This window comes from Arthrobacter sp. GQ119 (assembly GCF_059759125.1).
Window position 1 is genome coordinate 1 of sequence record NZ_JCAXEA010000013.1, and the last position, 12,245, is coordinate 12,245.

Here is a 12,245-nt window from a genome sequence, read left to right on the forward strand (position 1 = left end):
GCAGCCTCGTTTCATCTTTGAATGCTTGGGCTCTGTTTTCGTATTGTGAGAAAACATTCTTGCTATTCGAGATTATGCTCGCGCGCCGCCGATGGTCAAGGCGGCCGCCGCGCGGAGGGCGTGCCGCCGTGCCGCATGAAGCCGCCGACCAATTGTGACCGGCGGCCGGAGCGAAGCGCCCTTGACCGGGACGTGACTCACGTCATAGAGTTATTCCACTCTTCAAAACATAGCTTCCGCATTACGGAAATAGGCTCGGGAAGCTCCGGGCTCCCCTCGGAAGCAAAACTCCCCTCACAGGCAAAACCCAGACACCTTCCTTTAGAACTGGAGATCCAGATGCAGACGACCCCATCAGTCGGCGTCGAAACGGCTCCCGCCCCGACAGAGTTGTCGGGCCAGCCGGTCCATCCCGCAACGGGCGTTGAAGCCCTGTGTGAAACAGCAAGCGCCGCTGCCGGGCGCACCATCAGCCCCAGCCTCTACAACATCGACCTGGCGCCGACCAAGCGGGCAGGCCGCCGGTGGACCAGCTACAGCATCTTCACGCTGTGGGCCAACGACGTCCACAGCCTTGGAAACTACGCCTTCGCCATCGGGCTCTTTGCGCTGGGACTCGGCGGCTGGCAGATTCTCCTGGCCTTGGGAGTCGGTGCGGTCCTGCTCTTCGCACTTCTCAGCTTTTCAGGCTTCATGGGGGTAAAGACCGGCGTGCCGTTCCCCGTCATGAGCCGGATCAGCTTCGGCATCAGGGGAGCCCAGATTGCCAGCCTCCTCCGCGGCGCGGTGGCGGTCGCCTGGTTCGGCATCCAGACCTACCTGGCGTCGGTGGTGCTCCGGGTGATGCTCGTGGCGATGATTCCGTCGCTCCAGGAGATGGACAACAACTCCATCCTCGGCCTCTCCACGCTCGGCTGGATCGCCTTCGTTTCCCTCTGGATCGTCCAGCTGATCATCGTCAGCTTTGGCATGGAAATGATCCGCAAATACGAGGCCTTCGCGGGCCCCATCATCCTGGTGACCATGGCGGCCATCGCGATCTGGATCTTCGTGGAAGCCGGCGGCGCCGTCGCCTGGGCTCCGGATAATGCCCTCGAGGGCGCGGACATGTGGCGGACCATATTCGCAGGCGGCGCGCTGTGGGTGGCCATCTACGGAACCTTTGTCCTGAACTTCTGCGACTTCACCCGGTCCGCCGTCTCCAAGAAGGCGGTAGTGCGTGGCAACTTCTGGGGTATCCCGATCAACATGCTCCTCTTCGGCGCAATCGTCGTGGTCATGGCAGGAGGCCAGTTCAAGATCAACGGGGCAGTCATCGAAAGCCCCTCGGACATCGTCCAAACCATTCCGAACACACTGTTCCTGGTCCTGGCCTGCCTCGCGCTGCTCATCCTCACCATCGCCGTGAACCTTATGGCCAACTTCGTGGCCCCGGTCTATGCCCTGACCAACCTTTTCCCGAAGCACCTGAACTTCCGCAAGGCGGCCTGGGTCAGCGGCACGATCGGACTCATCATCCTGCCCTGGAACCTCTACAACAATCCGCTCGTGATTGTTTACTTCCTGGGCGGCCTCGGGGCACTGCTTGGCCCGCTGTTCGGCGTCGTCATGGCCGACTACTGGCTGCTGCGCCGCGGCAGGGTCAACGTCCCCGAGCTCTACACCGAAGACCCGGCCGGAGCGTACTACTACAAGAGGGGCTTCAACCCCAAGGCGATTACCGCTATGGTCCCCGCGGCCGCCGTCGCACTCCTGATAGCGTTCGTCCCCGCGCTGGGCGCCGCCGCCCCGTTTGCCTGGTTCTTTGCGGCCGGCATCGCTGCGGCGGTCTACTTCGTCATCGCGGACCGATCGCAGCGGCTGGAAGACGTCGACGGCGAAGCCATTGCGGTCGCCAGCATCCACTAAGACCCGGCGCGAGAGCACGGAATAAGGAGAACCAATGCGCATTCTTGTCGCGAATGTGAACACCACGCAGTCCATGACCGATTCCATCGCCGCCCAGGCGCGAAGCATTGCGGCCCCCGGCACGGAGATCATCGGGATTACGCCGCGGTTCGGCGCCGATTCCTGCGAAGGCAACTTCGAAAGCTACCTCGCCGCGATCGCCGTGATGGACCGGGTTGTCAATTATCCGGAGCCGTTCGACGCCATCATCCAGGCCGGTTACGGGGAACACGGCAGGGAGGGCCTGCAGGAGCTCCTGGACGTGCCGGTCGTCGACATCACTGAGGCCGCGGCCAGCACGGCCATGTTCCTCGGTCACAAATATTCGGTGGTCACCACCCTTGACCGTGCCGTGCCGCTCATCGAGGACCGGCTGAAGCTGGCCGGCCTCGAAGCGCGCTGCGCCTCGGTGCGCGCCAGCGGCATGGCCGTCCTGGAGCTCGAGGAAGAGCCGGAGCGCGCCGTCGAAGCCATCATCGAACAGGCGCTGCTGGCAGTCCGGGAGGACAAGGCGGAGGTCATCGTCCTGGGCTGCGGCGGCATGGCCGGCCTGGATGAGCAGATCCGGCAGCGCGCAGGCGTCCCGGTGGTGGACGGCGTGGCATCAGCGGTGACCATTGCCGAATCGCTGGTCCGAATGCGGCTCTCCACTTCCAAGGTCCGGACCTACGCCCCGCCCCGCCCCAAGACGGTTACAGGCTGGCCGCTGACCGGAGAAGAGATTTTCGCCGCCCGTTAAGTAACGGATCCTGCCTGAACGCCAGACCCCCGTCCGGAGCCATCCGGGCGGGGGCTCTCCCGCCCCTAACCCCTTGCCGGCTACCCATTGACTCGTAGTGGCCCCGGTTCTATTCTTTGTGAAATAAATCTTCCACGATGCGTAATCTTCTGTACCCTTCAAAGCACAGAGTGAGGCTGCCATGACTGCCCGCAACAACGATCTCGAGGACGCCGACCTGACTCTGACCGGTGCAGATCCATCCCTCTATAACGAGGATCTCGCCCCGCTGCCCGCGTCGCAAAGGACCTGGGGCTGGTTTGCCATCTTCAATGTGTGGTCGAACGACATCCAGAGTCTGGCCGGATACACCCTGGCCGCGAGTCTCTTCATTACTGCGGGCATCAACGGCTGGTTTGTCTTCGCGGCCATCCTTCTCTCGGGATTTATCATCAAGGTCCTGGTCGACCTGAGCGGCCGGCCGAGCGTCAAGTACGGCTTTCCCTTTCCCGTGCTTGCGCGCGCATCCATGGGCGTGCGTGGTGCTCAGTTCCCGGCCATTGTCCGTGCCGTGGTCGCTATCTTCTGGTACGGGGCCCAGACATACTTTGCTTCGACGGCGATTTCACTGGCCTTGAACGCCCTTCTCGGCAGGCCGGGAGGCGCCGAGTTCCTGGGCCTGGACTGGGTCTCGTGGCTTTCATATGTGCTCGCCTCGGCCATGCAGGTTTTGCTCTTCCTTGGCGGCATCGAACGCATCGCCCACTTCCTCAACATCGCCGGACCTGCCGTTTACGTCGTGATGATCGCGCTGCTGGTGGCGATCTGGGTACAGGTTGGTGCGGAGCTGCCCCAAGCAGTCGGCAGTGTTTTCTCCCGGGCCGATGTCACAGGTTGGGCTGCTTTCTCGGCATTCGCAGGAGTCACCGGCACCATGGTTGCCTACTTCGCCGCGGTCGTTATCAACTTCGGTGACTTTGCCCGGAACGTCCGTACGGAGAGGGCCATGCGCTTTGGCAACCTGACAGGCCTGCCGCTCAGCCTCGCCCTGTTTACCTTTCTCTCCGTTTTCATCACGGCGGGGGCCTACCTCCTCTATCAGGACGGCCGAGGAGAACCTCTGACCAATCCGGCCGACATCGTTGGTCTCGTGGACAGCGTTCCCCTTACCGTGCTGGCTGCCGTGACCTTCCTGGTGGCGACCCTTGGAATCAATGTCGTGGCCAACTTCATCCCCCCTTCCTACTCGCTGTCGAATATCAGTCCTGCCAAGATCTCATTCCGCACGGCGGGTATGATCACTGCGGTCGCCGGATTCATTATCGGGGCGCTCTGGGTAGCGGTCATCTCGACGATTGGGCTACCAAAGTTCGTCGACACGCTCGGAGCGGTACTCGCGCCGCTCTACGGCATCATCATTGCCGACTACTACTTCGTGCGGAGGCAACGCCTCAACCTCAATGACCTGTACTCGACCTCCCCCCAGGGTGCTTACTACTTCAGCGGCGGATGGAACCGCCGTGCGCTCGTAGCCTTCGCGCTGGCGGCGGTATTCTCGGTCCTTGCCGTGTGGCTGCCGCAAGTCGCACAGCTCAGCGGGTTCGCTTGGATCCTGGGTGCCGCCCTGGGCGGTCTCTTCCACTGGATGGCGATGCGGACGTTCGTCGTACATACCTCCGATGATGACCGTTGAGGCTGGAGTGTCCCCGCTTTCCGGTAAGTCAACGTCGACGCAGGCCGCCAGCAACAACAGGAGCACCGCATGAGCGAAACGCCACCGGCCGCAGAGCGACAGCCAGGACGGGTCGCCGTCGTCACCGGGGCCGGATCCGGCATCGGCAGGGCCGTGGCCCGGCAGATGCTGGCCGAGGGTTACCGGGTGGCACTGGCGGGCCGGCGGGAGCCGCAGCTGCTGGAAGCGGCGGGCGGCCACCCGGACGCGCTGGCGGTGCCGTGCGACGTCACCGTGCCCGACGACGTCGAGCGCCTTTTCGCTGCCGTCCTCCGGCGGTGGGGGAGGGTGGATGTGCTGTTCAACAACGCCGGCATTTTTGGCCCGGCGGCCTCGGTGGATGAGATCAGCCTCGATGACTGGGACGCCACGGTGGCGGTGAACCTCACCGGCTCGCTGCTGTGCGCCGGCGCGGCCGTCCGGGCCATGAAGGCGCAGCAGCCGCAGGGCGGGCGGATCATCAACAACGGGTCCATCTCGGCTCACTCGCCCCGGCCCCGCACCGTGGCCTATGCGGTCACCAAGCACGCCATGACCGGGCTGACCAAGAGCATTGAGCTGGACGGCCGCGCCTTCGGCATCACCTGCGGCCAGATCGACATCGGCAACACCGCCACCGAAATCATGGACACCATCGGCGTCGGTTCCGGCGCGCTCCAGGCCGACGGCACGCGCAGGGTTGAACCCATGTTTCCCGTGGAGGACGCTGCGCGCGCCGTGCTGCTGATGGCGGGAATGCCGTCCTCTGCGAGCGTGGGCTCAGTGGTGATCACCGCCGCCGGCATGCCCTTCATCGGCCGCGGCTGACAGCGACCGACTCTTTGCCGCCGCGGTGACGCGGCGGCTTTTCGCATGCCCTCGGTCATCCATAGATTCCGCATTATGGAATTGAATTTTCCTCTTGCGGAATAGTGTGAGCGGGGTTACTTTGGAATCAGACCCCGATTTCCGGGGCTGTCCCCGATTGAATAGGTACAGATCAATGAAGATCCCAGATTCCTCGGCGCTGAAGGCGAGTTCGGCGCCGTCGAAGAAGAAGCCCCTGTACAGGTCGCTCTTCTTCCAAATTCTGATCGCCGTCGTGGCAGGTGTTCTCATAGGGCATTTCTGGCCGGACCTTGGCTCCCAGCTGAGGCCGCTGGGTGACGGATTTATCCAGCTCATCAAGATGATCATCGCGCCGCTGATTTTCCTGGTGATTGTCACCGGAATTTCAGCCGTAGGCGACGTCAAGGCGGTCGGAAGGGTAGGAGTCAAGGCGCTTCTCTACTTCACAGCGGCTACGCTTTTCGCCCTGGTCTTCGGCCTGGTCGTCGGCAATATCGTTCAGCCCGGAGCCGGCCTGAACATCGATCCGAGCACCCTGTCCCAGGAGGCGCTGGACGCCAAGACCGGGAACGCGGCGCCCAAGGATGCCGCCCACTTCATCCTGGACATCATTCCCACGAGCGTCATCGGAGCCTTCGCCAGCAACAGCCTGCTGCAGGTCCTCTTCTTCTCGGTCTTCTTCGGGGCCGCGATCGTGGTTATCGGCCGCGACCGCTGCATGCCGGTCATCAGCCTCATGGAAACCGTCCTCGAGCTCATCTTCAAGATCATGTCCTGGATCATGAAGGTGGCCCCGATCGGCGCTTTCGGTGCCATGGCCTTCATCATCGGCCAGTACGGTCTCGGCACTCTCAGCACCTACGCAATGCTCATCGCTGCCTGCTACGGCGCGGCAATCGTCTTCATCGGGCTGCTGTTCCTCGTAGCCTGGAGTTTCGCCCGGGTCCCGCTGTGGCAGTTCATGAAGTACACCCGCGAGGAGTTCCTGCTGGCCCTCGGCACGGCTTCCACGGAGGCCGTCATGCCGCGCATTATGACCAAGCTGACGAATGCCGGCTGCTCCCGCGCCACCACCGGTCTGGTGGTCCCCACGGGCTACTCCTTCAACCTCGACGGCGCCGCGATCTACCTCTCGATTTCGCTGCTGTTCCTCGCCCAGGCCTTCGGCCACAATCTCGACCTGGGCCAGCAGCTGGCGGCCCTCGGCGTCCTGCTGCTGACCTCCAAGGGCATGGCGGGCGTTCCCGGGTCCTCCTTCCTGGCACTCTCCGCCACCGCGGCGGCGCTGGGAATCTTCCCGGTGGCCGGCGTCGCCCTTCTGCTGGGCGCGGACCGGCTGATGGACTCCATGCGCGTTGTGGTCAACCTCCTCGGCAACTGCGTGGCCACGTTCGTTGTCTCCAAATGGGAGGGCCAGTTCGACCGCAGTGTCATGGTCCGCGCGTTCCAGGGCGAGATCACGAACCACGACTCCGCCATCATGCTCGGCGTCGAGGATGACTTCGAGGACCAGGAGCTTGAGCGGATCAGCGAAGGCGGCCAGCCGTCACCCAAGTTCCGCGGGGGCCCGAATCCGGAGGACATCCCCGAGTTCCAGATGACCAGGGCTGCATCCTCCACGGGAAGCTCGGCGGCCATCCACCACGAATAGCGGCAGCGCGCTGACCGCAGCCAGACCCCGTTCCGGAAACCCCGGGGCGGGGTCTGCGCTTTTCCCGCGCCGGCGGCATGGCCCATACACTGGCGCCATGACCTTTCCCCAGGCCGTGCTGTCCTTTGCTGTTGTGGCAGGTCTCCTGACCCTCGTCCCGGGCATCGACACCTCGATTGTGTTGCGCGCAGGCCTCACGCGCCGCAGGGCCGCCGCCTTCGCCACGGCAGCGGGAGTCTGCAGCGGTGCACTCGCATGGGGAGCCGCTGCCGCCGTCGGCGCCTCGGCACTGCTGGCCGCATCCGATATCGCCTACCGCGCATTAACACTTGCTGGGGCCGCATACATGGCCTGGCTGGGAGCATCGCTGATCCGGAAGACGATCAGCCGCAAGGGGGCAGCGGATCACCTTTCGGCCGGAGACTCTGCCCCGGCCCACGACGGCACGCTGTGGGGCTCCTGGCTCAAGGGGGCGGCCACCAACCTGCTCAACCCCAAGGTCGGCGTGTTCTACATTGCAACCATTCCGCAGTTCATTCCCGCCGGGATGTCTCCACTGGCCATGGGGCTGTTGCTTGCTGCGGTGCACGGCATCATGGCCATGGGCTGGTTCACGCTGATCATCATCGGCACGGGCTTCGCTTCGAAGTGGCTGCGCAGCGCGCGGTCCATCAGGATTATCGACCGCATCACCGGAACGGTGCTCATCGGCTTTGGCGCCCGGCTGGCACTGGAGCCGCACTAGCCCAAGCCCCCCCGGTGGCATCCGGCACGCGCGCGTGCTGGAGGGAAGGTGTGATTCAGAGCGGCAGCAGCCCGGAGAGGTCCGCGCGGAGCCCGGAGGCCGCCACGCGCCCGGCGTCCACGGCGTCCGCCCAACTTAACGTGCCGGTCACCACGGCCAGCCAGGTGGCGGCGTCGCACTCGATGACGTTCGGGGGAGTGCCGCGCGTGTGGCGCGGGCCTTCCACGCACTGCGTGACGCCGAACGGCGGAACCCGGACCTCCACGGAATTGCCGGGCGCCCGGGCGGTGACCTCTTCGAGGGAGTACCGCACCGCCGTCGCGATCACTGTGCGCGGAACCGCAGCGCCCGACGACGGCTGGCTGGCTTCCAGCCACTCCGCCAGTGCCGCTTTGCCGCTTTCGATGTCAATTCTGCGACGCGCAACCGCCATCGCCGCCTCCTTTAATGCTGTGGGCCTTTGATGCTGCGGGGAACAGGGACTAGTCAAGCAGGGCCGACACGGCGTGGCCCAGCCGGATCTTGCCCACCGGACGTCCGCCCCCGAGGACCGGTTCAACCACCTTCTCCAGCACGCTGGACACGCCAGGGATGTCCACCGCTCCCACTGCGGCCAGGAGGGTCAGTCCCACAAGGGACGTGGCCCGCAGGTTGCCGTCCAGCACCTTTACGGCGGCCGAGACACCCTGCGGCGTGGCCAGGACGAGCACGCCCTCGGCGCCGATCTTGGCAATGACGTCCAGCTCTTCCATGACGATGGTATTGGCCTCGCCTTTGCCCTGGACCGCCCACGGATAGTCCAGCATGGACGTGGCGATCGTGGCGGCGCGGGCGTTGGAGTTCTTGTCGTTTGGCGCCTTCCCGAGCCGGGAGAAGGCCCGGGCCAGGCCCGTCAGGGAAATGGCGGCCACCGGGGCGCCGCAGCCGTCGATGCCGAGGTGGGCGATCTTCTCCTCCGAGTATTCCTCGATGACGGAGCGGACGCGCTGCTGCAGGGGGTGGTTGGGCTCGAGGTAGCTGTGGGTGTCCCAGCCGTTCTCCGTGCACGCCCACAGGAAGGCGGCGTGCTTGCCGGAGCAGTTGAAGGCCAGCCGGGACTTGCCCTTTTCGGAGCGGGTGAGCCAGGTGCGGGCCGTCTCATCCTGCGGCCAGGCCTCCGGGCACTGCAACTGGTCTTCCTTGACGCCGGCTGCCTTGAGCATTCCTTCCACGACGTCCATATGGTCCAGGGACCCGGTGTGGCTGGCACAGGCGACCGCCACCTGGGCGCCGCGCAGGGAAACACCGGACTGCATGGACGCCAGGGCCTGCAGCGGCTTGAGCGTGGACCTGGCCAGAATCGGCGTGGTGATGTCCCCGAGTTCCGTAACGATGTTGCCGTCTCCGGAGAGGACCACTGCGGCCCCGATGTGCCGGGACTCAATGAAGCCGCTCCGTTCAATGACCGCGAGTTCGACGGCGGACGCCACGGTGAACGTGGCATGCGGATTTAGGGGCATGGCCCCAGTCTATGGTGCCGGATTGGCATTCCCTTCAAAGCCATTCCGGCTGTGCTTCATAGTCATGGCCCCGCTCGTTCCTACTCGACCGTGACCATGACGGACTGCCACCCGGAGGCACCGTCCGGCACGGGATCGGCGCGCTTTTCGGTCTGCACTTCGCCCGTGCCGTCCGTGGCGCGCACCTTGATGTAGTGGGCTCCCGGCGTGGCATCCCACGCGAAGGACCATTGCCGCCATGTCACCACCGACGCTTCCCCGGAAAGGACCGCCGGCGCCCAGTCACCGCCGTCGATCTGGACCTCCACCTTGGCGATGCCGCGGGTCTGTGCCCAGGCCGTGCCCCCGACCGCCACCCGCCCGGCCTTGACCACGGCGAAGGACTTCGGCACCTCCACCCGGGACATGGTTTTGATGGGGCCGCGTTCGGACCAGCCGCGCTGCGTCCAGTACGCCTTGCTGTCGGCGAAGCGGGTGACTTCGAGGTCCACCACCCACTTGGTCGCGGATACGAAGCCGTACAGCCCGGGGACCACCATTCGCACGGGGTAGCCGTGTTCCAGCGGCAGCGGCTCGCCGTTCATGCCGATGGCCAGCATGGCGTCGCGGCGGTCCTGCAGGACTTCCAGCGGAGTCGAAGCGCTGAACCCGTCGATCGAGGTGGAGAGGACCATGTCCGCCCCGTCCTTGGGGCGTGCCCGGTTGAGGACGTCGCGGATGGGCAGGCCGAGCCATTTGGCGTTGCCGGCGAGGTTGCCGCCCACCGGGTTGGAGACACAGGTGAGGGTCACATGGGACTCGATCAGGTCGGCGTCGAGCAGGTCCTGGAACGTGAGCCGGATTTCCTGCTCCACCAGGCCGTGCACGCGGAGTTCCCAGTCATCCACGCTTATCTCCGGCACGCTCAGGGCGGTGTCGATCCGGTAGAAGTCTGCGCTGGGCGTCAGCCACGGGGTGACGCCCGGGGTGGCGGACTGCAGGCCGGCCGGAAGGGCAGGGGCAGCCTGCGCCGGAACCGGCAGCCGCAGTGCTTCCCGGGCCCGGGCGATGTTGCTGCGGGCCGCGCTGAGCAGCCTGCCCCCGGTGGCGGCAAGGCCTGCGGCAACCGCTGCCACACCGGTGGCGGCGAAGAAGGCCCGCCGGGACGTCGCCGTGTGCCCGGGCTCCTTGGCGCCCCCGCCGGCGGGGGCGTCGGCGGCGGGAAATGGCTGCAGCCGCCACAGCCGGGAGGCCAGTTGCCGCAGGACCGCCAGCCCGGCGAGCGTTCCCAGCAGGGTGGGAAGGGCATCCGCCGGCGCCACCCCTGCCCGGGTCACCACGCTCGCCACCATCACCGCGCCCATCAGCAGCACCCCGGCCACGCCCAGCGCCCACCTCCGATATGCCGCCACGCCCAACACGCATGCGAGCACGAAGATGGTCAGGGCCATGCCCGCGAACAGTGCCGCCTTGTCGTTGGTGCCGAACGTGGCAATCGCAAAGTCCTTCAGCCATGGCGGAGTGAAATCGATGAAGGTGGAGCCCAACGCGAGCAAGGGCATTGCCCTGGCCGTAAAGAACGCTCCCGTCAGTTCCGCAACGGAAAGCACGACGGCGGCCGCCGCCACGCCGGCCAGCGCCGCCAGGGCGGTCGGGCCCTTGAGCCACTTCATCAGCTTCTTCATGCCTTGGGTTCGTAGCGGCGGCCCCCCGGGATTGTTCCGGTGCCGTTCCGATGCTGTTCCGGTGCGGCACGCAGTGCCGCAGAGCCGGCCGCGACATAGCTTAGGAGCCCGGGGTGTCCACGAAGTACGCTTGGAGACTGTGAAGGTACTCGTCATTGGCCCCGGTGGCCGCGAACACGCCATTGTCCGTTCCCTGCTTGCAGACCCCAATGTCTCCGAAGTCCACGCGGCTCCGGGCAATGCCGGCATCAGCAGGCTCGTCCCCACGCACGCCATTGACGGGAACGATCCGGATGCCGTCGCGGCGCTCGCCACCCGGCTCGACGTCGACCTGGTGGTTGTTGGACCCGAGGCTCCGCTCGCCGCCGGTGTTTCCGACGCCGTCCGCGCTGCGGGCATCCCGGTGTTCGGGCCCAGCAAGGCTGCCGCCCAGCTGGAAGCCTCCAAAGCCTTCGCCAAACAGATCATGGCCGAGGCCGGGGTCCCCACGGCCATGGCCCTCGTGGCAGGCAACGCGGAGGAAGCCGCAGCTGCCCTTGACACCTTCGGCGCCCCGTATGTGGTGAAGGACGACGGCCTGGCCGCCGGCAAGGGCGTGGTGGTCACAAACAACCGCGACGACGCCCTGGCCCACGCCCAGAGCTGCTTCGACGCCGGCGGAACAGTGGTGATCGAGGAGTTCCTGGACGGCCCCGAGGTCTCTGTGTTTGTCCTGTGCGACGGCCGCAATACTGTTGCACTCTCGCCGGCGCAGGACTTCAAGCGCATCTACGACAACGACGAAGGCCCCAACACCGGCGGCATGGGTGCCTATACTCCGCTCGAATGGGCACCGGAGGGCCTGGTCCAGGAAGTCATCGACCGCGTGGCCCAGCCGACCATTACCGAGATGGCCCGCCGCGGTACGCCGTTCGTCGGCGTCCTGTTCGTCGGCCTCGCCTTGACCTCCCGCGGTACCCGTGTCATCGAATTCAACGTCCGCTTCGGGGATCCCGAAACCCAGGCCGTGCTGGCCCGGCTCAAGACGCCGCTCGGTTCCCTGCTCCTGGCAGCCGCCAAGGGTGAACTGGACAAGGCAGAGGAGCTGCGCTGGTCCAGGGAGACCGCCGTCGCCGTCGTCGTGGCCTCCGAAAATTACCCAGACACACCCCGCACGGGCGACCGCATCCGCGGCCTCAAAAAGGTCGACGAGCTCGACGGCGTTCACGTGATCCACGCCGGAACCAAGCTGGACGACGAAGGCAAGGTGGTCTCCGCCGGTGGCCGCGTCCTCGCCGTGGTGGCGCTAGGCTCCGATCTCGTGGAAGCCCGGGAAAAAGCGTACGACGGCGTGGAACTGGTCCAGCTGGAAGGCGCCCAGTTCCGCCGGGACATCGGCGGCAAGGCGGCCCGCGGTGAAATCAAGCTGGCCGGCAGCTCCGCTGCCCAGACCGAATCCGCCCCGAAAGCAAAGGCATGACC

The 12,245-nt window shown here is 65.6% G+C and carries 10 protein-coding genes; 7 read left to right on the forward strand and 3 right to left on the reverse strand.

What is annotated here, in order from left to right; all coding sequences use genetic code 11:
- Positions 1 to 339 precede the first annotated feature (339 nt).
- The 6 genes from AC6CH3_RS12980 (at position 340) to AC6CH3_RS13005 (ending at position 7,621) form a co-directional block, all read left to right on the forward strand.
- A complete protein-coding gene (locus AC6CH3_RS12980; RefSeq protein WP_498132832.1) occupies positions 340 to 1,908 on the forward strand; it encodes an NCS1 family nucleobase:cation symporter-1 in 1,569 nt (522 codons plus the stop codon).
- Positions 1,909 to 1,942: 34 nt separating this feature from the next.
- Positions 1,943 to 2,686 carry an aspartate/glutamate racemase family protein gene (locus AC6CH3_RS12985; RefSeq protein ID WP_498132833.1) on the forward strand — a complete coding sequence of 248 codons (744 nt, stop codon included), beginning with the start codon at positions 1,943 to 1,945 and terminating at the stop codon, positions 2,684 to 2,686.
- 181 nt (positions 2,687 to 2,867) lie between these two features.
- On the forward strand, positions 2,868 to 4,358 hold the full coding sequence (locus AC6CH3_RS12990; protein WP_498132834.1) for an NCS1 family nucleobase:cation symporter-1: 1,491 nt from the start codon (positions 2,868 to 2,870) through the stop codon (positions 4,356 to 4,358).
- Between the two features lie 69 nt (positions 4,359 to 4,427).
- A complete protein-coding gene (locus AC6CH3_RS12995) occupies positions 4,428 to 5,204 on the forward strand; it encodes an SDR family oxidoreductase (protein WP_498132835.1) in 777 nt (258 codons plus the stop codon).
- A gap of 175 nt (positions 5,205 to 5,379) precedes the next feature.
- Positions 5,380 to 6,876 carry a C4-dicarboxylate transporter DctA gene (dctA, locus tag AC6CH3_RS13000; RefSeq protein ID WP_498132836.1) on the forward strand — a complete coding sequence of 499 codons (1,497 nt, stop codon included), beginning with the start codon at positions 5,380 to 5,382 and terminating at the stop codon, positions 6,874 to 6,876.
- A gap of 97 nt (positions 6,877 to 6,973) precedes the next feature.
- Entirely contained in the window at positions 6,974 to 7,621 is a 648-nt protein-coding gene (locus tag AC6CH3_RS13005) for a LysE family translocator (protein ID WP_498132837.1), read from the forward strand.
- A 55-nt stretch (positions 7,622 to 7,676) separates the two neighbouring features.
- On the opposite strand, the gene AC6CH3_RS13010 is transcribed toward AC6CH3_RS13005, so the two are convergent.
- The 3 genes from AC6CH3_RS13010 to AC6CH3_RS13020 all read right to left on the reverse strand — a co-directional run bounded on the left by AC6CH3_RS13010 (position 7,677) and on the right by AC6CH3_RS13020 (position 10,784).
- Positions 7,677 to 8,054: a sterol carrier family protein gene (locus tag AC6CH3_RS13010; protein ID WP_498132838.1), complete on the reverse strand. Its 378-nt coding sequence runs from the start codon at positions 8,052 to 8,054 to the stop codon at positions 7,677 to 7,679.
- Between the two features lie 49 nt (positions 8,055 to 8,103).
- Positions 8,104 to 9,120, reverse strand: coding sequence for an asparaginase (locus tag AC6CH3_RS13015; protein ID WP_498132839.1), 1,017 nt, complete (start codon positions 9,118 to 9,120; stop codon positions 8,104 to 8,106).
- 80 nt (positions 9,121 to 9,200) lie between these two features.
- Positions 9,201 to 10,784: a molybdopterin-dependent oxidoreductase gene (locus AC6CH3_RS13020; protein ID WP_498132840.1), complete on the reverse strand. Its 1,584-nt coding sequence runs from the start codon at positions 10,782 to 10,784 to the stop codon at positions 9,201 to 9,203.
- A 139-nt stretch (positions 10,785 to 10,923) separates the two neighbouring features.
- Between AC6CH3_RS13020 and purD the strand changes: the two genes are divergently transcribed.
- Entirely contained in the window at positions 10,924 to 12,243 is a 1,320-nt protein-coding gene (purD, locus tag AC6CH3_RS13025; RefSeq protein ID WP_498132964.1) for a phosphoribosylamine--glycine ligase, read from the forward strand.
- The last annotated feature ends 2 nt before the right edge of the window (positions 12,244 to 12,245 follow it).